Source organism: Pseudomonas sp. AIG (assembly GCF_977020205.1).
In genome coordinates this window covers 1-24,389 of the sequence record NZ_CDROCK010000036.1, presented here as the reverse complement: position 1 = coordinate 24,389, position 24,389 = coordinate 1, and the positions used below count along the sequence as shown (strand labels likewise).

Here is a 24,389-nt window from a genome sequence, read left to right as displayed (position 1 = left end):
ATTTTGAAACAAGACGGCAGGAAGCCAATGCCCCACTCTATGGAACACGTGCTCGTCGATAAAAGCGTCCTTTTTCTGGACCCGGACATTATCAACCGCATTCGCGCCAGGAATGGTCTGCCTTTTATCGCCCATTCCGATCTTCTGAAGCTTCAGTCCCTGACCGAGGGAAACGAGCAGGTCCACCGCAACGCACGGGATTTTTTTCGGTATTTCATCGGCAAGCCGTCTCGGCCGCACCGTGCGCTCCCTAAAGGTAAAGCGCTGCATCCCGGCGATCTGCTGGCCGAATGCTCGTTCAATGGCCATGCGATCTTCGCGCTCAAACGCACGACCACGCCGCTGGAGCAAAGCTCTTCGGTAGAAGTCGTCGATTTGTGCCGCCATTACGATCTGCTGCTACTGACATGCGACGAATCGCAGCTCGCGCAGTGCAAAGCCGCGCAGGCCAGAGCCCAGCGCTGGACCGGACCGGCACCCTCGCCACCACCTAAAAGTGCACCGGCACCTGCACCTGCACCGACCGTGCCTTTCGACATGCCGGCAACCCCGCTCCTCACTGCCGACATGGTTATTCGCAACCAAGGTGAACGTGTCGCGGAAGGCTCGGTGGTAACCACCTCGAGCGGTCGTCAATTAACCCTGGATAAAGCCATCAGCGCCGGCGGAGAAGGAACGATCCATGCCGTGGCTGGCAACGCAGAAGTCTGCAAGATCTATCACATTGAAAAACTCACGACCCGGCGCCGCGAGAAAGTCAGCCTGATGGTGACGCGTAAAGTCGTCGAACCCGGCATTTGCTGGCCGACCGAGCTGGTGTTCAATGCGCAAAAGGAGTTCGTGGGTTATGTCATGCCGCGCGCGGATGGCAGAACACTTCACAGCACGGTATTCGTCAAACAGGTACTGCTGAAGACCTTCGCGAAATGGACGCGGCGTGACCTGGTGAATGTCGCGACCGCCTTTTTGAAACAGGTGCACTATCTGCACTCGCTGAATATCATCGTGGGCGACATCAATCCGATGAACCTGCTCGTGACGGAAGACAGCAACACGGTCTGGATGGTCGATACCGACAGCTTCCAGATTGGACATTTCCCCTGCGAAGTGGGCACGGTGCCGTTCACCGCGCCGGAAATCCAGGACGAAAAATATGGCAACTACCTGCGCACAAAAAATCACGAGCTGTTCGCCATCGCCACCATGCTGTTCATGATCCTGCTGCCGGGCAAACCACCCTATTCTCAACAGGGTGGCGGAACGGCTTCCGACAACATCAAGAACATGAACTTCCCCTACCGATTCAAAAAGGGCAGCGGCATCGGCCGGGCAAGCGTCGCGCCGGTGGGCGTCTGGCAGCATATCTGGAGTCATTTGCCGTATCCGCTCAAACAGGCATTCAGCAATACTTTCGAAGACAATCAGCGACGCCCCATCGATGATTGGCTGAAACTGCTGACTCAATACGGCGAAGGGTTACGCAAAGGCAAACATTGCGATGATTTGTTTCCTGCCGCGTTTCATATCAAAGATCCCGTTGAAGACGTCTGTGGCAGTTGCAAAAAGCCCCACAAGGTGGCCAAGGACTGGTTTGAAAAAATGAAGGCGGCAGGCAAGCCGACCCTATGCTCGGACTGCCAGAAAACAGCGAAACTGAAAAAGCTGGCCAGTGAGAGCCAAAAGAAAATCGAGCAGGCCGGCCAGCGTGCGGCGCCACCTCCGGCGCCCATCGCGCCTCGACCAACGCCGCCCCCGCCTCCCAAAGTGGCGGCACCGGCACCGAAACGTCCTGCGCCCGCAGCTGCACCTGCGACCGCTCGCCCGACAGCGGCAAGGCCGCCGCAGCAACCGACTTCCGCTCGACCGCAACCCTATCGACCATTGCCAGTGCACGCGAGCAATCCGCAAAACATCGTTTTGCGCTGGTTCAAACGACTCTTGAAGCGTTGGCTGTAACGCTCACCCCACAAGGACAATTCCATGCCAGACAACTATCTCCTCAGTCAGGAAGAACTTGCTGAGAACCCGACCACACGCGTACCCGTCTGCCTCGTGCTGGATGTCAGCGGGTCAATGGAAGGCGAGCCTATTGCAGAACTGCAATCGGGCGTTCAACAGTTTTTCGAAGCAATCAAGGACGATGAAATAGCGCAATATGCCGCTGAAATCTGCATCGTGACTTTTGGCGGAACAGCGCAGAAAGTCATGGATTTCGGTTCCATCAGCCGTCAGGACGTGCCGCCGCTGGTCGCTTCCGGCATGACCCCGATGGGGCACGCCGTGGGCATCGCTCTGGATTTGCTGGAAGCGCGCAAAGAGGATTATCAACAGGCTGGCGTGGATTACTTTCAGCCGTGGATGGTTCTCATGACGGATGGCGAGCCAACCGATGACATTAGCGAAGCAGCCACTCGCGTCAGCGACATGATCAGCAAACGCAAACTAACCGTGTTCCCCATCGCAATCGGTAAAGCCGCGAACGTACAATCGCTGGCTCGATTCTCGCCGTTACGCCCGCCACTGCGCCTTAAAGGCCTGCGCTTCAACGAGTTTTTTGCCTGGCTGAGCAAAAGTGTTTCCCGTGCCTCACAGTCGACACCCGGTGATGCGGTGCCACTGGATATCAAAGGCATCGAAGCCTGGGGACAGGTCTGAGCCATGTCTGACCTCCCAGACTTCACCTGTAAAACCGCTTTCGCGTCGGTCGCGGGGCGCTCGCACCTGAAAACTCAAACACCTTGCCAGGACTATGTCGCGGCAAGAGAGTCCAACGGCGTGACCTGCATAGCCCTGGCTGACGGTGCGGGCTCCAGAGCCCGGTCGGACATCGGCGCCCAGGTCGCGGTCACCGCGACACTCGCCTACGTCTGCAAGAATTTTGAAAGCCTTTGGCAGAATATGGAAAAAATCCATGCGAAGGCAGCCCAGCGTCTGGTCAATCGCTGTCTGGACGCATTCAGGCGCAAATCCGCCAAGCACGGCGGCGACATCAATGATCTGGCGTGCACCCTGTCGTTCGTTGCTTACTCGCAGGGTCGCTACATGGCCGGGCACTTGGGCGATGGTGTCATCGCAAGCTTCGATTCGGACGGGCAACTCCAGACTCTCTCGCCTCCAGAAAACGGTGAATACGCCAATACCACCTGGTTTCTGACTGACCCTAAAGCGATATCGAAGCTACGGTTGTACCGCGGCCACATCGACACGCCAACCGGCTTTGCGATCATGAGTGATGGCAGCGCAGAAAGCCTTTATCAAAAATCCAGCGGAGCACCCGCACCGGCAGTCAAGACACTGCTGGGGTGGAATGCGACGTTGCCAGGGAAAAAATTCAAGGCTGTGCTGAGCGAGAACCTGCAACAGTCCATCGCCAGCAAAACTACCGATGATTGCGCCTTGGGCCTGATGTCGATTCTTGAACGTGAGGGGTCGATAAACGGCGTGGACGCTGACGAAGCGAAGTGATCGACAACCTCTGGCCCAAGGTTCGCCTTGCGCCAGAGGCATCCAGCTACGGTTACTGCAACACCCCCAATTCTTTCGCCCGGGCCACTGCCTGCGTGCGTCGTTCAACACCCAATTTGCTGTTGATGTGGCTGGCGTGAGTTTTCACCGTATGCAGTGAAATAAACAACTGTTCACTGATCTCCTGATTCGAACAGCCTTGGGCGATCAGGCGTAGTACCGCCAGTTCGCGGCTGCTGAGTTGCTCAGCCACTGCGCAATCCACAACCGGGCGAGACGTCGCTGGCGGGAAGTGCTCAAGCAGTTGCTGTCCTGTGAGCGCCGGCGAAGTCTGCAATTGGCATCGCAGCCAATTCTCGTGCCCCTTCATCAAGGCATCGAACGGCTGCAGCACGCCTCCGACGGCTGCTTCCAGCGCCTGACCCAATGCCTTGCGGGCTTCCGGCTCTCGCCCACCCGCCAGCAACAGCGCCACCTTCTGCGTCAACGCCATCACACTGAGCAACTGCCGGCCGGTTTGCTGACCGTTTTCATGCAACACGTTCAACCGCCCTTCGGCGAGCATGGGTTGCCCCTGAATCATGTCCAGCAACGCCTGTTGCAGTTCCACGTGCAGCGGCAACTGTGGATGAAATTCCGGCGGTGCAGCGGCGCGCTCGCCGGTGTAAGTCTGGCCCAGTCGTGCGAGCCACGCCTCGGCCAGATCGGTTCGCCCCTGCGCCAGCCACAGTTCACATTTGACCAGGGTGATCATCGCCAGATAATAGATCGGCGGCACGTCCCAGATGTGCATCAGGCGTTCGGCTTCAGCGAGCTCGGCAAAGGCCTTGGCGAACTCGCCACTGCTTCCGTCCAGGCGGGCGATGACGCAGTGGCCGATCAACACGCTGATATCGCGACAGGCGCGTGCCTCACCGATTCCGGCCAACAAACGCACACGCGCGGCCTGAGGCTGCAAGCGCATGGCCAACAGGAAGCCCTCGTACAGCGTCAGCCGCGCGCGCACCGCGTACAGGCGTTGTGGCGACAAGCCGCGCAAGCGCTCCAGGCCCTGATGGACTTCATCGAGGGCGCGCAGGATTTCGCCACGAGCCTGCAACACCCGCGCACGATCGTAGTGCGCCAGTGCTTCGAACAATGGATTGCCGACGCGTTGCGCCAGCTCAAGGGACTCGCGATTCAGCCCACGGGCGCGCCACAGATCGCCGTCGGCAATGGCCAGATTGGACAGGGTCGATAGACACATCAGCCGCTGGCCATAGCGTTTGGCCGGCAGGCTTTCCAGGGCCTCGGTGCAGTATCTGATCGTCAATTCTCGATGCCCGCGCCCGCGAGCGATGATTCCGCTCAGCGCCAGCCATTGCGCCAGCATCGACTTTTGCGCAGTGGCGGACGGCGCCGGCAGAAAGCGGCTCAGGTGGCTGGACAACTCTTCGGCGGCATCGAGCTGACAGGCCAAGCCCAACGCCCAGCTGTAAAGCACGATCAGGCGCGGCGTGCTGATCAGCAGGCTGTCGGGCAGGTCCATTTTCCAGCGCAGCAGCATGCCGACGTTTTGCTCGGCCAGCAGTTGTTCTTCGGAAAGGTTCTGCACCAGATTCGCTGCCACATCGAGATGGCCGGCACGCAGCGCCTGCTCCACCGCCTCATCCAACAGCCCTTGCGCGTTGAACCAGCGACAGGCACGCAAATGCAACGTAGCGGTCGGCACCATCGCTTGCGCAATCGGCCGACTGCGCAACAAATCCGAAAATAAATGGTGATAGCGATACCAGTGCCCATGTTCGTCCAACGGCACCAGAAAGACCTGATGCGCCAACAGGAAACGCAAAATCTCGGCGCTGTCATGGGCTTCACGCACGGCATCGCACAACTCGCTGCAAAAGCGCTCCTGAGGTGCGGTGTCGTAGAGGAATGCCTGCACCTCGGCGGGCAGGCAGTCGATGACTTCTTCCAGCAAGTAATCGCGGATCAGCCCTTCCCCGCCGTTCAGCGATTGCGGCAACGCTGCGTCATTACCAGCCTCGGACACCGCCAACAACCAGAAGCGCAACCCCGCGACCCAGCCTTCGCTGCGCTGAATGAGATTTTCCAAGGCCTCGCCACGCAATGAGCTGCTGTGGCGATCAAGCAAGGTCAGGGCTTCGTCATGGGTCAGGCGCAGATCTGCCTCATGCAGCTCCAGCAACTGCCGCGACAGACGCAAGCGCGCCAGATGCCAGTCCGGGCGCTGGCGACTGGTGACCATCACCAGCAAGCCATCGGGCAGATGATTGAGGAAAAACTGCAGGCAACGGTCAAGCACCGGGCCTTGCGCAAGATGGTAATCGTCGAGCACCAGCAGCAACGGCGCAGCGGGATCAAGGTGCAGGGTCAGTTCATCAAGCAAGCCGTCGAGCCATTCTTCGAAGGCAAACGGCTGATGGCGTTGACGCATTTTCAGCAGGCCGAGTGCGCGACTGCCCAGTTGCGGGAAGTAGTCCTGCAAGCCTTCGAGCAAACGCTCGAGAAAGCGTCCGGGATCGCTGTCGCGAGGACTAAGGCCCAGCCACAAACTTTGCCAGTGCACCGGCAGACTCTGACAGAACTCCACCGCCAGCGAGCTCTTGCCGAACCCTGCGGGGGCGCTGACCAGCAACAGTCGGCCACCGAGCCCGGCCTGCAGGCGCTCGCAAAGGCGTGGTCGCAAGACGTAACCGTCGGGCAACGGCGGGCGAAAAAAACGCCCGTCCAGTGCCGCGACGGCAACGCTTGCGGGACCCGGAAGTGGGGACAGATCAGTCATGGCCGGCTCTTGTTCGAATGGCTGTTGGCGGCGTTGCAGATGTCCGCAGACTAGCCTTAAACGTACCGGGAATGAAGGTTGCTGCTACAAATGGCTACAAAAGTCTTTCCAGAATGCGCCATCTCCCCCCATTTCGACCTGTAGGAGCTGCCGAAGGCTGCGATCTTTTGATCTGCTTTTGATCTGGCTTTTGATTTTCGCCCCCATCGGCAGGCCGAGCGAAGGCGTTCATCCGGGGCAGGCGCGCAGCGCCGTGCGGCGTAGCCGCATACATCGAGAGGAGGTGCAGCGAAGCAAACCGTAGGCGATGCCCCGGATGAACACCGTAGCGAGGGAACACTGAGCCTAAGCGAAGTGCCGTACGCCGGGGGCCAAGCCTTTTGGTTCCTTTTGGGCGTTTGAAAAAGGGACTCGCTGTAAGAGCAAAACCGCCAGAGGCCCCAACCGCAGCAACGGATATGCCCCCAAAACCCACGGTCCAAACAAAAGATCAAAAGATCGCAGCCTTCGGCAGCTCCTACAAAAACGGTTCGAAGGCGCGGAGGCCGCGCAAAAAAACGCCCCGAACCAGTCGGGGCGTTTTCACGAGGATGCGGCCTCGGGTTACAGCGGGTTAGCGAACACCATCCTGACGCAGAGCGGCCGGGGTGAAGTCGCTGGTGGTGGCGGTGAAACCGAAGTCATACGCCTGCTTCTCTTCGTTCTTCATGCCCAGTGCCAGATAGCGGCCGGACTGCAAGTCGTAGAGAGTTTCCAGGGCATACCACGGCACTTGCTTGTCGTAGTAGTTCTCGGCGTGCGCTTCGGCGACGCGCCACAGTTGGCCACGACCGTCGTAGTGGTCGATCACCGCTGCCTGCCAGGTGTCCTCGTCAATGTAGAAGTCCCGCTTGGCGTAGATGTGACGCTGACCTTCCTTGAGGGTGGCAACCACATGCCAAACGCGACGCAGCTCGTAACGCGCCAGGTCCTGGTTGATGTGACCGGCCTTGATGATGTCGGCGTACTTCAGTTTCGGATCGTCGAGCTTGTAGCTGTCGGAGGCGATGTACATTTCCTTCTTGCCTTCGAGCTTCCAGTCGTAGCGATCCGGAGCACCGTTGTACATGTCGAGGTTGTCGGAGGTACGCAGACCGTCCGCCGCAGTACCCGGACCGTCATAGGACACTTGCGGCGCACGGCGTACGCGACGCTGACCGGCGTTGTAGACCCACGCCGAACGTGGCTCTTTCACCTGGTCGAGGGTCTCGTGCACCAGCAGCACACCACCGGCCAGACGCGCCGGCGCGGTCACTTTCTGCTTGAAGTAGAACAGGATGTTGCCCGGATTTTTCGGGTCGTAGTCCTTCATCTTGTCGCGGAACACGAACTGATCCTGGAAGTACACCAGGCTGTACGAGCCGTTCGGTTGCGGCGTGGCTTGAGTCACCAGACGGGTCACGCTGCCACCGCGATAGCGGGTGATATGGTTCCAGATAACTTCCACGCCGCTCTTCGGAATCGGGAATGGCACGGCGGTTTCGAAGTTTTCCAGACCATTGCCGCCGGACACCAGATTGGTGTTGGTGGCGTTTTTCTTGATGGCGGCGAACACGTCATCCGGCACCGTCGCACCACGATGGGACGGATAGACCGGCATCTTGAAGGTGTCCGGATAGCGCTTGAACATCGCGTATTGGCCCGGCGCCAGTTTGTCCTTGTACTTGTCGACATCCTTGGCGGTGATGGTGAACAGCGGTTGTTCACTGGCGTAAGGGTTGGACAGGAAACCACGCGCGTCGACCGTGCCGGCGTTTTTTGCCAGCGGCTTCCACGCCGGGATCGAATTGTCGGCGTTGCCGGCCATTTCCGCGCCCATCGGGGTCAGGCTTTTACCCAGCTTGTCCGCTTCGGCAGCGGGCACCGCCGCCATGACACCTGTCGCCAGCAGCGACAGGCCCAGAACACCGGCGTGGAACAGACTCTTTGTTATTTTCATATGTGTGTTCGTCCTGAAATGCAGTGCTTAGAAGTTCACGCCGAAGCTGAGCGCAACGAAGTCGCGGTCATCCACAGTGGTGTACTTGCCGTCGAAGAAGTTGGTGTAGGCCAGGCTCGCGGTGTAGGTGTTCTGGTATTCGGCATCAACACCCAGACTGACCGCCTTGCGACCTTCCTCGAAGTTACCGCCAGGGCCTGGCGAGTAACCACTGACGTCGTGGGACCAGGCCACGTTCGGCTTGAGGTTCACACCGGCGAAGACGTCGTTGTATTCCCAGATGGCGCGACCGCGGTAGCCCCACGACATCGATGTGGTGAAGCCATCGTTGTCGCAATTGCGGCTGCGGTTGTTCTGCGGCGAGCCCGGCCCGGCACCATTGATGGTGCTGGCGTTGAGGATGTTGGCGCAGGTATTGACACCGCCAGTGGCCGGCAACTCACCCGGGCCATACACCGGATCGCGGCCATAACGCATGTCAGATCGGCTTTCCAGCCCGCCGACGTAGGTCGCGCCGACTTCACCGACGAGGGTCAGGCGGCTGGCGCCCATGACCTGATCGAAGAAGTGCGTGAACGTTGTCTGGATCTGGGTGATTTCCTTGCGCTCGTAACCGTGCAGATCCTGACCCGGCACGCCGTTCAGTATCGAAGCGTTGGTCAGTGCGCCGCCGATCGGACGCACACCGGCGAACAGGATGTCGGTGGAGTTCAGTTGTACCGGCGCATTCGGACGGTAGCTGATCTCACCGCTCCACGCCGTACCGGTAGGCAGGGTAGTGGAGAAGCTCAAACCGTAGAGGCGAATGTCTTCAGGGTATTCGATGAAGTAGTTCGAGTTGCCCGCAACCAACAGGGGTGCGAGTGCGGCAAACGGCCCCGGCAGCGCGCGCGCCGTGTTGTAGACCGATTGCGGCGCACCGGTGGCGCTGAAGATCGGCGCACGGCTGTGGTAGTTCATGAAGTAGGCGCCGAACTCGGTGTCGAGCGGCTCGTACATGTACTTGAAGGATGCGCCCCACTGACCGCTGTCGCGGGCATCGCGGTCCGGACCACGGCGCACCAGCACGCCTTCTTCGTTGACGTTGACACCGTTGGCGGCCAATGGCCCCAGGGCGATGGCCGGGATTTGCGAACGCTTGTTCAGCACGCGCAGGTTGTCGTTGCAACCGTCGGCCACGATGTCCGGCTGCGAGAAGAACGTGCCGCAGTTGTCGACAACGGTCTGGTCCCATTCCAGTTGATAAAACGCTTCGGCCGAGAGGTTTTCGGTCAGGCTCTGCGAGACGTAGAACATGTTGACCGGGATCAGGCCTTCCTTGATCTCGGCGCCCGGACGACGGAACGCGGAAACGTCGATCGGGTTGATCGAGTTGATGCCGCCGCCAATGAAGGTACTTTCACCCCAGCTCACGACCTGCTTGCCCAGACGCACGGAGCCCGGCTCATCGGCAATCGAATAGTTGTGGTAAACGAAGGCGTCGAGGATCTGGCCACCGGATGACTTGGCGCCCTCCTTGCGGCCCGAATCGCTGATGTCCTTGAACTCGCGGCTTTCATCCTTGAGTTCGAAGTCGTACCAGTATTTGCCACGGACGAACACGCCGGTGTCGCCGTACTTCAGCTCAAGGTCATGAATGCCCTTGAAGATCTTCGAAAAGGTTTCACCGCTCTTGAAGTTGGCGTGACCGTCATCGGATGTCTGCGACAGGCCGTGGCCGCCGTTGTTGACGCCGATGAGGTTCTTGTTCGGGTTCTGAGTAGACCAACTGGCACCGATCGACAGGGATGAGTCGAACTGGCCCTCGATTTCACCGACGTTGAAACTGACGCCGAATGCGGGCCCGGCGAGCGAAGAGGCAAGACTGACCGCCAGAGGCAGTTTCGCCCGGCGCCAGAACTGGTTTACTGAGGTCATCGACGCTACTCCATGTGCATTATTGTTATGGCAGTGAGTACTTTTAAAAACGCCTGAAGGACCGGGTGCCAGAGACAGCCCGAAGTCACTCCAAAGATGCATCGCCCCGTTTTGTGCGTGTGCCCCGTTCTTAAAAATCCTTGAGCGGACTATAGCCAGCAGGTGGTACTGCTTGATCCCTCTAAAGTGTGATTTGCAGCTGCCGGCCACTCTGGAACAGTCCTTTCGCCAGTCCGACAGATGTCGGCACGGCAAGGATGGCCTAATTTTTCGATTTCACAAGCCAAGCGCTTGCTTGGTGGGTCTGGCGCGCCGTTTTCGGCGCGCCAGCAGACACTTAAAGTGTCGAGAGGAAGGTGCTGTTGTTGGCCTGCCATTCGGTGATGTCGAGGCGGATGCGCTTCTTGTCGAGCTTGCCGACACTGGTCTTGGGAATTTCGGTAACAAGGGCGATCTGACTCGGAATCGCCCACTTGCTCAGGTGCCCCAATTCCACGAACGGCTTGAGGTGTTCCTTGAGCTCGCGCGCCCCGATCACATGCCCTTCGCGGATCACCAGCAAGGCAAACGGGCGCTCGCCCCACTGCGGATCGGCGATGCCCACGACTGCTACTTCGCGTACCGCGACGTGACGGCTGATCAAGTCTTCGAGGTCCAGCGAGGAGATCCATTCGCCGCCGGTCTTGATCACGTCCTTGATGCGATCGCGGATGTCGATCACGCCCATGCTGTCGAGCGTGGCGACGTCACCGGTGTGCAGCCAGCCGCCCGCCCAGAGCTCGGCGCCCTTCTGCGGCTCGTTGAAATACCCTTCGGTGAGCCACGGTGCGCGCAGCACCAGTTCGCCCTGGGTTTCGCCGTCGGCCGGAAGGAAGTTGCCGTCGCCGTCGACGATCGCCGCTTCCACCAGCGGCCCCGGCACACCGGCCTTGATCCGATAGGTGGTGCGTTCGTCTTCAGTGCCGGCCATCAACTCGTCATTGAGGTGCGCGCAGGAAACCAATGGCCCGGTTTCCGACATGCCGTAGGCCGCAGTGAGTTGAATACCACGGGCCTTGGCGGTTTCGTACAGAGTGCGATTGAGCGCACTACCGCCGATGACGATCTTCCATCCACCGAAATCAGTGCCCTGCGCCCCTTTCGCGTTAAGCAGCATTTGCAGAATGGTTGGCACGCAGTGGGAGAAGGTGACCTTCTCTTTACGCCACAGCTCCACCAGAAACTCCGGATCATAGCGCCCCGGGTAAACCTGCTTGAGCCCGAGCATGGTCGCCACATACGGCAGACCCCAGGCGTGAACGTGAAACATCGGCGTGATCGGCATGTACACATCGTTGGTGCCGAGCAGGCGCACGCTGTCGATCGAGCCCATGATCGTCGACACGCCCATGGTGTGCAGCACCAGTTGCCGATGGGTGAAATACACGCCCTTCGGGTTACCGGTGGTGCCGGTGGTGTAGAACGTGGTGGCGACGGAGTTTTCGTCGAAATCCTGGAAGTCGTACTGCGCACTGGCGGCGGCGAGCAGTTGCTCGTACTCGCCGACCAGATTCGGCAAGTCGGCAGTTTTCTCCGGCAGATCGGTCAGCAGCAGGGTTTTCTCGACCGTGGTCAGGTGCGGTGCGATCGCTTGGTACAGGCCAACAAACTCGCTGTTGACCAGCACAAAGCGGTCCTCGGCGTGGTTCATGGTGTAGAGGATCTGCTCCGGCGACAGGCGCACGTTGATCGTGTGTATCACCGCGCCGATCATCGGAATCGCAAACATGCATTCCAGGTAACGATGGCTGTCCCAGTCCATCACCGCCACCGTGTCACCGGCCTTCACACCGGCCGCCGTCAGCACATTGGCCAGCCGCGCCACACGCTCGATCAGCGTCGGGTAGCTGTAACGCAACTGGTCACGGTAAATGATCTCGCGGGTTTTCTCGTAACGGGCACCGGACATCAGCAGCCGTTTGATCAGCAATGGATACTGGTAGGCCCCATCGGCCGGGGGAATGACGCGAGTCTGCAACATAAGAATCCCTTTTCTGACTGCACGGTGTTGGCGTAGAGATTGGTACTCTAGAACCCTTATACGCCAGCCAAATCAGCCAAAGGAATGATTTGCAAAGCCGTACAAATGCTAGCTTTGCGCCAGCATTTGCCGGTTTTCGTCATCGATCAAGCGGTTTGTCCTACAGCCTCTTCAGAAGGCGTCCGTGGGAAAACCACCGCCGCGAGGAAGGTCAACGCGCCGAAACCCGCGAGAATCAAGTACAGGCCTACGAAACCGTGGCGCGGTTCGACATAGGAAATCAGCGGAATCGCCGTCGCACTGGCACCGAACGATAAACAGTAACGCAGGGCGAACACCCGTGATTGCCACTGTGGGGCGACGAAGTTGGCAACCATCGCATCGTTCACTGTTACCTGACCAAACACCACGAACATGAACGCTGCACCGAGGGCGATTACCGTCCAGCCGTCGGCATAAGCCAGCGCGAACAACAGCGGTGCCTGGCACAACGTCAGGACAATGAACGGCCACTTCAGACTGAAGCGGTGCAACACTCGGCCAATGCTCAACTGCGCCACCGCGCCAAAGGCATAAGCCAGACTGACCACCACACCGAGGGTTTGCGGCGAAGCGAACAGCTCATGCAAACGTTCCTCAAACAGTTTCGGATAAGTCATGGTGGTGGCGTTGAACACCACGCCGCCAGTGGCGGTGGCCAGCGCCAGCACGCCGAACACCATGACCATCGAAATGCGCTGGCCGGCGGCGCCTTTGAGCGGCGTGTGCGGGCGTTTCGGGATCGGTTCTTCTCGCACCTGCAAGGCGAAGCCAACCCCCAGCACAATCGCCACCACGCCCGGTAACAGAAACGCCGAGCGCCAGCCGAATTGCGCCACCAGCAAGCCGGTGATCAGCGCCGAAAACGCCACACCCAGATTCCCCCACATACCGTTGATGCCGATTTCCCGGCCGCGATTTTGTGCATAAGCGACCAACATCGCCGTGCCGACCGGGTGATAAATTGCCGCAAAAATACCGATCAGGGTCAGGCCGATCACCAGCATGGCCGGGCTGCTGCTCAGGCCAGTGAAAATCGCTGAAGCGCCGATGCCGAAGAAGAACACCAGCATCATCTGCCGCCGACTCCAGTGATCGCCCAGCCAACCAGCGGGTAGCGAACACGCGCCGAAGGCAATGAAGCCGCCCAGTGACAAGCCGATCAGTGTGGCGTAGTCGAGGCCGAAGGCCTGCGTCATGCCGAGCACGGCGGCGGGAAAAATCAGCATGAACATGTGATCGATCACATGGGCGGCGTTGATATAGCGAATGACATTACGGGATTGATTCATGGCGGCACGCTTTACGTTGTTGTGTGGCGCTATGCTAAGTTGGCCGTAAAGCGCATTTCTGCCAAGCAAGTCATCAAATCAGACATGTTGATCAGCCACTTCGAACACGGCCCGGTGAGCGCCTATCCCCGGGATTACCTGGACGGCGCGCACCAGCCGTTGCATCTGCATCGCGAAGCGCAATTGCTGTATGCCGTCAGCGGGATCATGCGCGTGGTCACGCAATCGGGCGCGTGGGTGATCCCACCGAGTCGCGCGGTGTGGATTCCACCCGAGGTGGCGCATGAGATTTTCATGAGCGGCGATGTGCAGATGCGCTCGCTGTTCATCGCGCCTGCGCTGTCGCCCGCCAGCCTGCAACAGTGCTGTGTATTGGCCGTGACGCCGCTGCTGCGCGAGCTGATCCTGCGGGCCGTGCAAGGGCCGCCGCACGCCGACAACCCGCTGATTCAGCAGTTGATGCTCGAAGAGCTCGCCAGTCTGGAAAATCTGCCGCTGCACATTCCGATGCCCACTGACCGGCGCCTGCAGAACATCTGTCTGGCACTGCTGCACACCCCCGATCACGCCAATACGCTGGAAGACTGGGCGCAGCAGGTCGGCGCCAGCTCACGCACGTTGGCGCGGCTGTTTCAGCAACAAGTGCAGATGAGTTTCAACGCTTGGCGCCAGCAACTGCGCCTGATGGAAGCCCTGCCCCGTTTGCTCGCCGGGGACAGCGTGCAGCGTGTGGCGCAGGACCTGGGTTACGGCAGCGCGCGGGCGTTCAGCGCGATGTTTCGCCGTTTGCTGGGGGAGAATCCCCGCGACTACCTCAACAATCTGAGCAAACTCAGCGAACTTGTGTAGGAGTTTCCCACCCCCTGTGGGAGCGAGCTTGCTCGCGAAAGCAATCTTCCAGTCACCTGTGATGTCGACTGATCCGACGCCTTCGCGAGCAAGCTCGCTCCCACAGTTTGATCGCGTTTCAGCTCTTAGTGCATCTCGGTAAACGCGATTTTCACGCCGAGAGCGATCAGCACCGCGCCCATGGTGCGATCGAACCAGTGCCCCATGCGGGCGAAACCGGCACGCACGCGTTGCTGGCTGAACAGCATCGCAACGAGACAAAACCAGATAGCAGTCGCGACCGCCAGGTAAATTCCGTAACCGGCCTGCACCGCCAGTGGCGTGTGCGGGTTGATCACCACGGTGAACAGCGACAGGAAGAACAGCGTGGCTTTCGGATTCAGACCGTTGGTCACAAAGCCCGAGGTGAACGCGCCGCGCGCCGTGCGCACACCGGCCTCTTTGTGCAGATCATCAGTCACGGTTTTTGCCGGTTGCGCACGCAAGGCTTTGAAGCCGATGTACAGCAGATAAGCCGCAGCGGCCCATTTCAAGGCGTTGAACAGCACGATCGACTGCGACACGATCAGGCCGATACCGAGCAGCGAATAACCGACGTGCAGGAAAATTGCCGTGCCCACACCCAGTGCGGTCCAGGTGCCGGCGCGCCGACCGTGGGTCACGCTCTCGCGCACCACCACGGCGAAGTCCGGGCCGGGGCTGGCGACGGCCAGTAAGTGGATCAGTGCAACGGTCAAGAACTCGGTCCAGTACATGGGGGCTCCTTTCGGCCAAGCGTATCAATTTGTTTCATCTGGTAGGCTCGGCAGATTACGCCCAACGCTCACAGCACAAAAGGTACAGTTGATGACGAACACGCGCCGCGCCGTTTTCCTTGATCATCCTTCGCTGGATCTCGGCGACCTCGACCTCAGTCCGTTGCGCGAGTGTTTCAGCGATCTGCAGTTGTTTGCCCAGACTTTGCCCGAGCAAGTTGCCGAGCGCCTGCAAGGCGCCACCGTGGCGATCAGCAACAAGATCCTGATCGACGCCGCCGCGATGGCCGCCAACCCCGATCTGAAACTGATCCTGATCACCGCCACCGGCACCAACAACGTCGACCTCGCTGCCGCCCGCGCTCAGGGCATCACCGTGTGCAACTGCCAGGGTTACGGCACGCCGTCAGTGGCGCAGCACACGATCATGCTGTTGCTCAACCTTGCCACGCGTCTGGCCGATTACCAGAAAGCCATTGGCGAAGGTCGCTGGCAGCAGGCCAAACAGTTCTGCCTGCTCGACTACCCGATTGTCGAACTGGAGGGCAAAACCCTCGGTTTGCTCGGCCATGGCGAACTCGGTGGCGCCGTGGCGCGGCTGGCCGAAGCCTTTGGCATGCGTGTGTTGCTCGGGCAGATTCCCGGGCGCCCCGCTCGCCCGGATCGCCTGCCGCTGGATGAACTGCTGCCACAAATCGACGCCCTCACCCTGCACTGCCCGCTTAACGAACACACTCGCCACTTTATCGGTGCCCGCGAGCTGGCATCGATGAAACCCGGCGCCTTCGTGGTCAACACCGCGCGTGGCGGCTTGATCGATGAGCAGGCGCTGGCCGTTGCCCTGCGCAACGGTCACCTCGGCGGCGCGGCCACCGACGTGTTGAGCGTCGAGCCGCCGAGCCAAGGCAATCCGTTGCTCGCGGCGGACATTCCGCGCCTGATCGTCACCCCGCACAACGCTTGGGGCAGTGTTGAAGCGCGGCAACGCATCGTTGGCCAATTGACCGAAAACGCTCAGGCGTTCTTCAGCGGTAAGGCGCTGCGGGTCGTCAGTTGATAAACTGCGGCACTTTTTTTTGAGGAGCAGTTATGGATCCGCGCAGTGAAGTACTGCTTCGTCAGCCCGAGTTGTTTCAAGGTTCGTTGTTGTTGGCCGGTTTGCCTGCCGACGATTTGCTCGGGCGCCTGCCCAACGCATTCGGCTGGTGCTGGCACGCTGGCGATCAAGCCGCGCTGGACGCCCGTTTCGAAGGTCGCAGCCATTTCGGCGTGAACGTGCCGGAGCGCGAGTTCGACAGCGCCGTGGTGTTCCTGCCCAAGTCCAAGGACCTGACCGATTACATCCTCAACGCCGTGGCGTCGCGTCTGGCCGGGCGTGAAGTGTTTCTGGTCGGGGAAAAACGCAGCGGCATCGAAGGCGCGTCCAAGCAGCTCAACCCGTTCGGCAAGCCACGCAAGCTCGACAGCGCGCGCCACTGCCAGTTATGGCAAGTGACTGTGGCCAACGCCCCGGAAGCGAAATCCCTGGAAAGTCTGGCACAGACTTACGAACTGCCACTGGCTGAAGGCCCGTTGAAAGTCATCAGCCTGCCGGGCGTGTTCAGCCACGGTCGCCTGGATCGCGGCAGCGCCCTGTTGCTGGAGCATCTGGACAAGCTGCCGAGCGGCCATTTGCTCGACTTCGGTTGCGGCGCTGGCGTATTGGGGGCTGCGGTAAAACGTCGCTATCCGCACAATCAAGTGACGTTGCTGGACGTGGATGCTTTTGCTGCTGCCAGCAGCCGTCTGACGCTGGCTGCCAACGGTCTGGAAGCCGACGTGCTGACCGGTGACGGCATTGATGCCGCGCCGATGGGTTTGAACGCGATTCTGAGCAATCCACCGTTCCACGTCGGCGTGCACACCGACTATTTCGCCACCGAAAACTTGCTGCGAAAAGCGGCTAAACATCTGAAAAACGGCGGCGAACTGCGCTTGGTGGCGAACAGTTTCCTCAAGTATCAGCCGCTGATCGAAGAGCATCTGGGCGTGTGTGCAATCAAGGCCGAAGGCAATGGTTTTCGGATTTACCGGGCCAAGCGCGGCTGAAACCTCTTTTAAAAAAGAGGCTTGCTCAATCGGATTTGCCTAGGCAGAATCCGCTCCGTCCTAGGGGAGTAGTCTCCCACGAGCGCCATGCTCGTCCGGCATACGTCAACATACTTGATCCTCAGATCATGGCGTATGCGACCCAAGCGTCCGCAGCAGACGGATCGCAGGGTTTGACAAGACCTATGACACGCACACCTTACCCGGGGCGGGAAGGCTGTACGTGTCATAGCCGTGTCGACCCGCCCCTTAGGAAATCCTGATGCTGGACTCGTTACTCGTTCCCACCGCAATCGTTGCCTTGGCCGAAATCGGCGACAAGACGCAACTGCTCGCGCTGATTCTCGCCGCTCGCTTCCGCAAACCCTGGCCGATCATTGCCGGTATTGTCGCCGCGACCCTGGCCAACCACGCAGCAGCCGGTGCGGTCGGCGCCTGGTTCGGCAGTTTCTTCTCGAATGCGACGCTGCACTGGATCCTCGCCGCGAGCTTCACCGCCACAGCGCTGTGGACATTGGTCCCGGACAAAATGGATGACGATGAAACCAGCACCGCGCGCAAGTTCGGGCCGTTCCTGACCACGCTGATTGCATTCTTCCTGGCGGAAATGGGTGACAAGACTCAGGTCGCTACGGTGATGCTCGCCGCGCAATATCCGGAACTGTGGCTGGTGATTATCGGTACGACGGCGGGCATGTTGATTGCCAACGTGCCGGTGGTTCTGGCGGGTAATTTTGCTGCGGACAAATTGCCGCTGACCTTGATCCGTCGCCTCGCGGCTTCGGCGTTCATGATTCTGGCGATCGTCGCGGTGTACAAGGCGATGCAGAGCAGTGGCTGGGTTTAACCCTGAGAGAAGGATCGTTCCCACGCCCTGCGTGGGAATGCAGCCGGGGACGCTCTGCGTCCCTTTTGGAACGCGGAGCGTCCCTTGAGGCATTCCCACGCAGAGCGTGGGAACGATCACCGACTCAGGATTTAGGAGCCTGTTCGTACAGCGGCATGACTTTCGGGATCGCCGCCTGCAACGAGGCAATCCGGCTGGCCGAGGCCGGGTGGGTGCTCATGAACTCCGGCGGCGAACCTTCCGACGCCTTGCTCATCTTGTTCCACAACGTGATCGCCGCATTCGGGTTGTAGCCAGCACGAGCGGCCAGCTCCAAACCAATCAGGTCGGCTTCGTTTTCGTTGGCACGGCTGTTCGGCAGGGTCATGCCGTAGTTGGCCACGGTGTCGGCCAGCGCCAGACTGTCCTGACCCAGACCCAGCAATGCACCCGCGCCCTGCTTGGCCATTTCAATCCCGTACGCCTTGGACATCGCTTCACGACCGTGCTCGCGCAGAGCGTGGGCGATTTCATGGCCCATGACCGCGGCGATTTCATCGTCGGTCAGCTTCAGGCTATCGATCAGCCCGGTGTAGAAAATGATCTTGCCGCCAGGACCGCAGTTGGCGTTGAGCTCGTCACTTTTGATCAGGTTGACCTCCCACTGCCATTGCGCCGCATCCGGACGGAAATTCGGCGCTTGGGCGATCAAGCGATTGGCAATTGCCTGAACCCGTTTGGCCTCAGGACTGGTCTTGTCCAGCACACCCTTGCTGGAGGCTTCACCGACAGTCTTCTGATACGACTGGGCATACATCTGGTCGACCTCTTGCGAGGACAGCATGCTGAACATGTACTGCTTGCGCTCCACACCCACGGCGCCGCCGCTGGTGGTGTTGACCGACTGACAACCGGCCAGCAACAGCGCTGCGCTCAGTGCACTTACAACCAATGTCTTGTTCATTCAAAAGCTCCCTGAAAACCTGCGCGTATCCTAGGCGGGTAATTGTATCGACGCCAGATACAACAGACGCGTTGCAGCGACTTTCAGACATTTCCCATTGAGGCTGTCGTAAAAAATTCACAGCGCCCCCCAGGCCCTCTGCATCTGCGTCGCACACTGATCCATTTGCGACACGGGCTTTCAAATACACTTCGCCCGACTCATGGCCCAATGCCCGCTGCCGATACATCAGCGCAGACGTCCTCTTGCGTGCGGAGCTCCCATGAAGTTCAAGTCGATCCAGTTTTCCGTCGCCGCCCTGGCCGGCGCCATCGTGCTTAGCGTGGTCGCTGCGCTGGTGCTGTATGCGCTGTTTTCCGGCGCCCGTACTCAAGAGATGGTGCAACAGCGCACCCAGGCCCAGTTCGAGCAAGTCATCGAACAGCGCCTGACTTCGCTGGCACAAACCCAGGTCAGCCAGATCCAGCGCGAACTCGAAGCGCCATTGCTGATTGCTGGCGGACTGGTGCGGGTCAACGCCCTGCTCGGTACGCCGGGCACCGATGGCCAGCCGCGCCTGAACGTCAGCCGCGAGCAACTGATCAGCCTGATCAAAGAGAACGTCGAACAGAACCCGAAAATTCTCGGCACCTACATCGGCTGGGAGAAAAACGCCCTCGATCACAATGATGCGGCCTATGTCGGCACCCGTGTGGTCGGCATCGACGCGGCCAGCGGGCGCTTCCTGCCATGGTGGTTCCGCAACGATGACGGCACCCTCGGTCTGGACAAACTGGTCGACGTCGACGACCAGAAAACCCTGTCCACCGGTGTGCGCGCCAGCGAGTACTACTTGTGCTCTAAAGAGAGCAAAAAAGCCTGCGTGATCGATCCGGCGCCTTATAAAGTCGGCGACAAGATTGTCATGCTCGCCTCCTTTATTGAGCCGATCATGCTCAACGGCGCCTTCCAGGGCATCGTCGGCGCCGACCTGTCGGTGAACTTCATTCAGGAAATGCTCCTCGGCGCCAACCAGAAGTTGTACAACGGCGCCGGGCAAATGGCCCTGATCGGCGGTAACGGGCGGATCGTTGCCTACACCAAGGATGCGAGCAAATTCGGCGAGAAAATCAGCGACATCCTCGACGCCGAGCAGACTGCCAACCTGGCCAATCTCAAGCGCGGCGAAGTGACTTACTCGGTCAACAAGGACAAGGGCCGCATCGAGTTGTACCTGCCGTTCGGCATCGGTCAGACCGACGCGCGCTGGACATTGATGCTGCAATTGCCTTTGAACGCCGTTATGGCGGATCTGCAAAAGCTACAGGCCGATCTGGATGCCCAACGCAAATCCGACACCTTCGGCATGGCCATGGTTGGCCTGCTGATCGCCGGCATTGGCCTGCTGGTGATCTGGCTGGTTGGCCACGGTATCGCTCGACCGCTGAAGCAAATGGTCGCCATGCTCAATGACATCGCTCAGGGTGAGGGCGATCTGACCCGTCGTTTGACCAGTGATCGCAGCGATGAATTGGGTTCGATCGCCAAGGGCTTCAACACCTTCCTCGCCAAATTGCAGGCGATGATCACCCAAGTGGTAACGTCGGTGCAGAGCGTCAGCGATTCCTCGGAACACACCGCGGACATCGCCATTCGTACCAACATCGGCATCCAGAAACAAATGGCCGAGATCGATCAAGTGGCTACGGCGGTGCAGGAAATGACCGCCACTGCGCAAGACGTGGCGCGTAACGCCACGCAGGCTGCGCAAGCGGCAAGTCATGCCGATCAGGCCGCCAGTCAGGGTATGCAGATCGTCCGCGACACCTCGAACTCGATTGGTGTGCTGGCGGTGGAAATCGGCAAGGCCGTAGACGTGGTGCAAACCTTGGCCAAGGACAGCGAGAACATCAACGCGATTCTCACCGCCATTCGCGGCATCGCCGAGCAGACCAACCTGCTGGCCTTGAACGCGGCGATTGAAGCGGCGCGCGCCGGTGAGCAGGGTCGCGGTTTTGCCGTGGTGGCCGACGAAGTGCGCAATCTGGCGCAGAAAACCCAGAAAGCCACCGAAGAAATCCAGAGCATGATCCAGCAACTGCAACAGGGCACACGCGACGTGGTGCGGGTCATGGAAGACAGCCAGAACCGCACAGATGAGAGCGTGCAGCACGCGGCGAAAGCGGCTCAAGCGCTGGAAACGATTACTCAGGCGGTTTCGGTGATCAACGACATGAACACGCAGATCGCCAGCGCAGCGGAAGAGCAGAGCGCGGTGGCCGATGACATCAACCGCAATGTGATCAATATCGGCCAAGTGGCCAATGAAGTGGCGGGCGGTGCGGATGAGTCGAGTTCGGCGAGTGCCGATCTGACCAAGCTGGCGGAGCAGCAGCGGCGGTTGATCAATCAGTTCAAGGTCTGAAAAGCGAAAAGCACCCTCATCGGAACGCCGCCCGCCTAACCCTCTCCCAGAGGGAGAGGGGACTGATTGGGGGATATTGGCGTAATACGCCGACCTGGAAGTATTTCAGCGAATCCATAATCGCCATTATTTTTCAGGTCGATGCATGGCGGGAAACAACGCGGTCGGTCCCCTCTCCCTCTGGGAGAGGGCTAGGGTGAGGGGCTTTTGATCTACAGGCTTTAACCCGGGGTCAAACACTCCGGCCCATTGAGCTTCGGATCATTGATCAGATTCGCCAACACCCGCTCACGCAATGCAGAAGGCTCACTGGCCAGCAACCCCTGCAACACATGCAACGGCGTCTCCGGATCGAGCCACGCCGCCTGCCCCGCCTCATCCAGAATCAACGGACGGCGCTGACTCGACGCCGGCTGCGTAATCACCGCCGTGCTCAACCAGACCTGCTCCTGCACCGGATACGCCTCCCAGATCGCCGCAAAAAACAGCGAAGCGCCCTCCCCCGGCGTCAGCCAGTACGGCCGCTTGCGCTGCGTTCCGCGCCATTCGTAGAAACCATTCGCCGGCAGCAGGCAGCGACGCTGACGCAGTGCCTCACGAAACATCGGCTGCTCGGCTACGGTTTCAGCACGGGCATGCGCCGGGGTTTTCGACAGATCGGTCAGCCACGGCGGCGTCAGCCCCCAACGGGCACGGGCCAGAGTACGCGCACCGTCTTCAGCGGCACGCAGCATCAACACCGAATCATTGGGGGAAATGTTCCACTGCGCCTGCTGATCGGCGGGAAAACCTGGCAGGGCCGCGAAATCGCGGTTCCAGCGAAACAGGGCATAACGTCCACACATGGGGCAACACGACTCTGAAGTAAAACGAAGCTCAGCCTAACAGACCAGCGTCCCGGGGAAGCTCTCCGGTTCATCGCCGGGCAGCGGCAGCGCGGCATTGTACGCGGTGATCAGCTCACGGGCGTATTCGGCCTGATCGTTATCGACCGACAGCCCGAGCAAACCGAAGATCGGCAGCTCACCGGTGCCGCCGAGCAAATCACGGCCAATCAAGTGCGCCTCGATGCCTTCGCTGGCGAGCATGCCCTTGAGCATTTCACCTTCCATCAGGTTTTCCGGCTCGTAGATTCGCTGCATGGGCGCGCCTCACTCGTTTTCGCTGAAGACTTCCAGAAACCAATCCTCTCCGTGGACCTGCAAGACAAACGTGATCGGCCGACAACACACCTGACAGTCCTCGATATAGGTCTGATCGCCGCCGGACAGGTCTACTGTCGTCTCGACCGTTTCCCCACAATAAGGACATTCGTATTCAGCGGTTTCCAGCATCGCGGTCTCCCAAGTGACTTGTGCGTATAATCGCCGGTCTATTTGCAGGGCTATTTTTGTCTGGCTACTTTTTCAGACCGTGCCCCGCGGGTTTTCGATCAAAACCTTTACTTACCCTAGCCGTTTCCAACAAGAGAGCATGATGGGCGAATTCGATGCCATCCGACCTTACGACGACAGCGAAGTACCTGTGGTACTGGCAAGACTGCTCGGCGACAAGGCGTTTCTAGATATCCTCACCCACTTCCGCTTCCCGCGTTTTGCCGGTGCTTTCGGCTGGATGCTCAAACCACTTATAGCCCATCGGCTGCGTCGTGAGTTCGCCGACGTGACCTCGGTGGCGACGTTGCAGGACAAGGTCGAGTCCTACGTCGACCACACCATCGAGCGCGCCACCGACGGCGTGACCTACACCGGTGTCGAGCAATTCAAATCCGGCAGCGCTTATCTGTTCATCGCCAACCACCGCGACATCGTGATGGACCCGGCCTTCGTCAACTACGCCGTGTACCACGCCGGCCTGCCGACCCCGCGCATTGCGATTGGCGACAACCTGCTGCAGAAGCCGTTCGTCAGCGACCTGATGCGCCTGAACAAGAGCTTTATCGTTCACCGTTCGATCACTGGTCGTCGCGAGAAAATGGCTGCGTATCAGCTGTTGTCGGCGTACATCAACCACTCGATCCGCAATGATTGCGCGTCGATCTGGATCGCGCAGGCTGAAGGTCGGGCGAAGGATGGCGATGATCGCACCGAGTCGGCGATCCTCAAGATGTTCCACATGAGCCGCAAGGACGAGCCGTTCGGCGAAGTCATCCGCTCGCTGAACGTCACCCCGGTGTCGATCAGCTACGAATACGACCCGTGCGACCAGGCCAAGGCCCGCGAGTTGTACATCCGCGCCACCACCGGCACTTACGCGAAAGCGCCGGGCGAAGATGACGTGAGCATCGCCAAGGGCATCACCGGCTACAAGGGCCGGGTGCACGTGAACTTTGCCGCGCCGATCACCGAGCTGTTCGAAGACACCAAGCAATTGGCGATCGAGATGGACAAGCAGATTTTGGGCGGTTACCGGTTATTCCCGGTGCATTACCTGGCGTATGCGCAGTGGGCCGATGCCGATCCGCAACTGACTGTGCCGAAGGCTGCCGAGGTGTTCCCGGCGGATGAACTGGCCAAGGCGCAGGAAGAGTGGCAGAGCCGGCTGGACGCGTGCCCGCAAGAGCATCGTCCGTATCTGGTGCTGCAATATGCGACGCCGGTGCGTAACCAGTACCGGGTCAAGGCTGGGTTGCCGTTGTAAAACAACGGCAAGATCAAAAGATCGCAGCCTTCGGCAGCTCCTACAGGGGATTCGTGTAGGAGCTGCCGAAGGCTGCGATCTTTTGCTTTTAATAGCGCGTGCTGATCCAGGAAACGATCAGGGCCAGAGCGAGGCAAGCAAAACCGAAGCGATAGAAAAACCGGTTCATGCGCAACGTCGCCCAATCCAGGATCGGCTCGGCATTCGGCTGCGCTTGACGCTGGGCGGCAATGCTGGCCATCGCGCGCTGTTCACGGCGGCGGGTGGCGTGCAGCAGCCAACTGCCGGGAAACGCCAACAACAACGCCAGCAAGTTGATCAACTTGGCGGGATGGGCGGTAAACAGCGTCATCAAGTGCAGCGACAT

20 protein-coding genes, 1 pseudogene and 1 riboswitch are annotated in these 24,389 nt (G+C 59.8%); of the genes and pseudogenes, 10 read left to right on the top strand and 11 right to left on the bottom strand.

The window, feature by feature from the left end; all coding sequences use genetic code 11:
- The first annotated feature begins 39 nt into the window (after positions 1–39).
- Genes ACWR1S_RS19955 through ACWR1S_RS19945 form a run of 3 tightly spaced genes read left to right on the top strand, consistent with a single transcriptional unit; the run spans position 40 to position 3,465 of the window.
- Complete coding sequence (locus ACWR1S_RS19955) at positions 40–1,956, top strand: protein kinase domain-containing protein (RefSeq protein WP_454564697.1); 1,917 nt, start codon at positions 40–42, stop codon at positions 1,954–1,956.
- Between the two features lie 24 nt (positions 1,957–1,980).
- On the top strand, positions 1,981–2,655 hold the full coding sequence (locus ACWR1S_RS19950) for a vWA domain-containing protein (RefSeq protein ID WP_454564696.1): 675 nt from the start codon (positions 1,981–1,983) through the stop codon (positions 2,653–2,655).
- 3 nt (positions 2,656–2,658) lie between these two features.
- Positions 2,659–3,465 (top strand): PP2C family serine/threonine-protein phosphatase, encoded by an 807-nt coding sequence (locus tag ACWR1S_RS19945; RefSeq protein WP_454564695.1) that lies wholly within the window; start codon positions 2,659–2,661, stop codon positions 3,463–3,465.
- 52 nt (positions 3,466–3,517) lie between these two features.
- Here ACWR1S_RS19945 and ACWR1S_RS19940 read toward each other — a convergent pair whose 3' ends face one another.
- From ACWR1S_RS19940 to ACWR1S_RS19920, 5 genes are all read right to left on the bottom strand, one after another.
- The gene (locus ACWR1S_RS19940; RefSeq protein WP_454564694.1) at positions 3,518–6,250 is read right to left on the bottom strand and encodes a LuxR C-terminal-related transcriptional regulator; all 2,733 of its coding nucleotides are present in this window, start codon (positions 6,248–6,250) and stop codon (positions 3,518–3,520) included.
- Positions 6,251–6,863: 613 nt separating this feature from the next.
- On the bottom strand, positions 6,864–8,228 hold the full coding sequence (locus ACWR1S_RS19935) for a DUF1329 domain-containing protein (protein WP_141127566.1): 1,365 nt from the start codon (positions 8,226–8,228) through the stop codon (positions 6,864–6,866).
- A 27-nt stretch (positions 8,229–8,255) separates the two neighbouring features.
- Positions 8,256–10,145, bottom strand: coding sequence for a DUF1302 domain-containing protein (locus ACWR1S_RS19930; protein WP_454564693.1), 1,890 nt, complete (start codon positions 10,143–10,145; stop codon positions 8,256–8,258).
- A gap of 337 nt (positions 10,146–10,482) precedes the next feature.
- Positions 10,483–12,165 (bottom strand): fatty acid--CoA ligase, encoded by a 1,683-nt coding sequence (locus tag ACWR1S_RS19925; RefSeq protein ID WP_454564692.1) that lies wholly within the window; start codon positions 12,163–12,165, stop codon positions 10,483–10,485.
- Positions 12,166–12,311: 146 nt separating this feature from the next.
- A complete protein-coding gene (locus ACWR1S_RS19920) occupies positions 12,312–13,496 on the bottom strand; it encodes an MFS transporter (RefSeq protein ID WP_454564691.1) in 1,185 nt (394 codons plus the stop codon).
- An 84-nt stretch (positions 13,497–13,580) separates the two neighbouring features.
- Here ACWR1S_RS19920 and ACWR1S_RS19915 point away from each other — a divergent pair, with 84 nt between their 5' ends.
- The gene (locus tag ACWR1S_RS19915) at positions 13,581–14,345 is read left to right on the top strand and encodes an AraC family transcriptional regulator (RefSeq protein WP_454564690.1); all 765 of its coding nucleotides are present in this window, start codon (positions 13,581–13,583) and stop codon (positions 14,343–14,345) included.
- A 125-nt stretch (positions 14,346–14,470) separates the two neighbouring features.
- Here ACWR1S_RS19915 and ACWR1S_RS19910 read toward each other — a convergent pair whose 3' ends face one another.
- On the bottom strand, positions 14,471–15,100 hold the full coding sequence (locus ACWR1S_RS19910; protein WP_007912807.1) for a LysE family translocator: 630 nt from the start codon (positions 15,098–15,100) through the stop codon (positions 14,471–14,473).
- 91 nt (positions 15,101–15,191) lie between these two features.
- Between ACWR1S_RS19910 and ACWR1S_RS19905 the strand changes: the two genes are divergently transcribed.
- The 3 genes from ACWR1S_RS19905 (at position 15,192) to ACWR1S_RS19895 (ending at position 18,035) form a co-directional block, all read left to right on the top strand.
- Entirely contained in the window at positions 15,192–16,157 is a 966-nt protein-coding gene (locus tag ACWR1S_RS19905) for a 2-hydroxyacid dehydrogenase (protein WP_454564689.1), read from the top strand.
- A gap of 32 nt (positions 16,158–16,189) precedes the next feature.
- Positions 16,190–17,188 (top strand): methyltransferase, encoded by a 999-nt coding sequence (locus ACWR1S_RS19900; protein WP_454564688.1) that lies wholly within the window; start codon positions 16,190–16,192, stop codon positions 17,186–17,188.
- Positions 17,189–17,238: 50 nt separating this feature from the next.
- A riboswitch (yybP-ykoY riboswitch) is annotated at positions 17,239–17,363 on the top strand.
- Between the two features lie 87 nt (positions 17,364–17,450).
- Positions 17,451–18,035: a TMEM165/GDT1 family protein gene (locus ACWR1S_RS19895; protein WP_077574495.1), complete on the top strand. Its 585-nt coding sequence runs from the start codon at positions 17,451–17,453 to the stop codon at positions 18,033–18,035.
- Between the two features lie 124 nt (positions 18,036–18,159).
- Here the strand turns inward: ACWR1S_RS19895 and ACWR1S_RS19890 are convergent, their stop codons facing one another.
- Positions 18,160–18,978, bottom strand: a complete 819-nt coding sequence (locus ACWR1S_RS19890) for a M48 family metallopeptidase (protein WP_158836139.1) — start codon at positions 18,976–18,978, stop codon at positions 18,160–18,162.
- A 202-nt stretch (positions 18,979–19,180) separates the two neighbouring features.
- On the opposite strand from ACWR1S_RS19890, the pseudogene ACWR1S_RS19885 reads away from it, so the two are divergent.
- Together ACWR1S_RS19885 and ACWR1S_RS19880 are read left to right on the top strand one after the other, a co-directional pair.
- Positions 19,181–20,527: pseudogene (locus ACWR1S_RS19885) on the top strand (HAMP domain-containing protein); the annotation flags it as partial.
- A 12-nt stretch (positions 20,528–20,539) separates the two neighbouring features.
- Positions 20,540–21,382 carry a methyl-accepting chemotaxis protein gene (locus ACWR1S_RS19880; protein ID WP_454564714.1) on the top strand — a complete coding sequence of 281 codons (843 nt, stop codon included), beginning with the start codon at positions 20,540–20,542 and terminating at the stop codon, positions 21,380–21,382.
- A 221-nt stretch (positions 21,383–21,603) separates the two neighbouring features.
- Here ACWR1S_RS19880 and ACWR1S_RS19875 read toward each other — a convergent pair whose 3' ends face one another.
- Genes ACWR1S_RS19875 through ACWR1S_RS19865 form a run of 3 tightly spaced genes read right to left on the bottom strand, consistent with a single transcriptional unit; the run spans position 21,604 to position 22,716 of the window.
- On the bottom strand, positions 21,604–22,227 hold the full coding sequence (locus tag ACWR1S_RS19875) for an SOS response-associated peptidase (protein WP_454564687.1): 624 nt from the start codon (positions 22,225–22,227) through the stop codon (positions 21,604–21,606).
- Positions 22,228–22,263: 36 nt separating this feature from the next.
- On the bottom strand, positions 22,264–22,524 hold the full coding sequence (locus ACWR1S_RS19870; protein WP_007912819.1) for a putative signal transducing protein: 261 nt from the start codon (positions 22,522–22,524) through the stop codon (positions 22,264–22,266).
- A gap of 9 nt (positions 22,525–22,533) precedes the next feature.
- Complete coding sequence (locus tag ACWR1S_RS19865) at positions 22,534–22,716, bottom strand: CPXCG motif-containing cysteine-rich protein (protein ID WP_093441321.1); 183 nt, start codon at positions 22,714–22,716, stop codon at positions 22,534–22,536.
- Positions 22,717–22,858: 142 nt separating this feature from the next.
- Between ACWR1S_RS19865 and ACWR1S_RS19860 the strand changes: the two genes are divergently transcribed.
- A complete protein-coding gene (locus ACWR1S_RS19860) occupies positions 22,859–24,022 on the top strand; it encodes a 1-acyl-sn-glycerol-3-phosphate acyltransferase (RefSeq protein WP_454564686.1) in 1,164 nt (387 codons plus the stop codon).
- Between the two features lie 88 nt (positions 24,023–24,110).
- Here the strand turns inward: ACWR1S_RS19860 and ACWR1S_RS19855 are convergent.
- Positions 24,111–24,389: hypothetical protein (locus ACWR1S_RS19855; protein WP_034154337.1), on the bottom strand; the 279-nt coding region annotated here is incomplete at its 5' end.

Excerpts from the sequence above, each read along its gene's own strand:
- ACWR1S_RS19955 (WP_454564697.1), top strand. The coding sequence starts at position 40 with ATGGAACACGTGCTCGTCGATAAAAGCGTCCTTTTTCTGGACCCGGAC.
- ACWR1S_RS19950 (WP_454564696.1), top strand. The coding sequence starts at position 1,981 with ATGCCAGACAACTATCTCCTCAGTCAGGAAGAACTTGCTGAGAACCCG.
- ACWR1S_RS19945 (WP_454564695.1), top strand. The coding sequence starts at position 2,659 with ATGTCTGACCTCCCAGACTTCACCTGTAAAACCGCTTTCGCGTCGGTC.
- ACWR1S_RS19940 (WP_454564694.1), bottom strand. The coding sequence starts at position 6,250 with ATGACTGATCTGTCCCCACTTCCGGGTCCCGCAAGCGTTGCCGTCGCG.
- ACWR1S_RS19935 (WP_141127566.1), bottom strand. The coding sequence starts at position 8,228 with ATGAAAATAACAAAGAGTCTGTTCCACGCCGGTGTTCTGGGCCTGTCG.
- ACWR1S_RS19930 (WP_454564693.1), bottom strand. The coding sequence starts at position 10,145 with ATGACCTCAGTAAACCAGTTCTGGCGCCGGGCGAAACTGCCTCTGGCG.
- ACWR1S_RS19925 (WP_454564692.1), bottom strand. The coding sequence starts at position 12,165 with ATGTTGCAGACTCGCGTCATTCCCCCGGCCGATGGGGCCTACCAGTAT.
- ACWR1S_RS19920 (WP_454564691.1), bottom strand. The coding sequence starts at position 13,496 with ATGAATCAATCCCGTAATGTCATTCGCTATATCAACGCCGCCCATGTG.
- ACWR1S_RS19915 (WP_454564690.1), top strand. The coding sequence starts at position 13,581 with ATGTTGATCAGCCACTTCGAACACGGCCCGGTGAGCGCCTATCCCCGG.
- ACWR1S_RS19910 (WP_007912807.1), bottom strand. The coding sequence starts at position 15,100 with ATGTACTGGACCGAGTTCTTGACCGTTGCACTGATCCACTTACTGGCC.
- ACWR1S_RS19905 (WP_454564689.1), top strand. The coding sequence starts at position 15,192 with ATGACGAACACGCGCCGCGCCGTTTTCCTTGATCATCCTTCGCTGGAT.
- ACWR1S_RS19900 (WP_454564688.1), top strand. The coding sequence starts at position 16,190 with ATGGATCCGCGCAGTGAAGTACTGCTTCGTCAGCCCGAGTTGTTTCAA.
- ACWR1S_RS19895 (WP_077574495.1), top strand. The coding sequence starts at position 17,451 with ATGCTGGACTCGTTACTCGTTCCCACCGCAATCGTTGCCTTGGCCGAA.
- ACWR1S_RS19890 (WP_158836139.1), bottom strand. The coding sequence starts at position 18,978 with ATGAACAAGACATTGGTTGTAAGTGCACTGAGCGCAGCGCTGTTGCTG.
- ACWR1S_RS19880 (WP_454564714.1), top strand. The coding sequence starts at position 20,540 with ATGATCACCCAAGTGGTAACGTCGGTGCAGAGCGTCAGCGATTCCTCG.
- ACWR1S_RS19875 (WP_454564687.1), bottom strand. The coding sequence starts at position 22,227 with ATGTGTGGACGTTATGCCCTGTTTCGCTGGAACCGCGATTTCGCGGCC.
- ACWR1S_RS19870 (WP_007912819.1), bottom strand. The coding sequence starts at position 22,524 with ATGCAGCGAATCTACGAGCCGGAAAACCTGATGGAAGGTGAAATGCTC.
- ACWR1S_RS19865 (WP_093441321.1), bottom strand. The coding sequence starts at position 22,716 with ATGCTGGAAACCGCTGAATACGAATGTCCTTATTGTGGGGAAACGGTC.
- ACWR1S_RS19860 (WP_454564686.1), top strand. The coding sequence starts at position 22,859 with ATGGGCGAATTCGATGCCATCCGACCTTACGACGACAGCGAAGTACCT.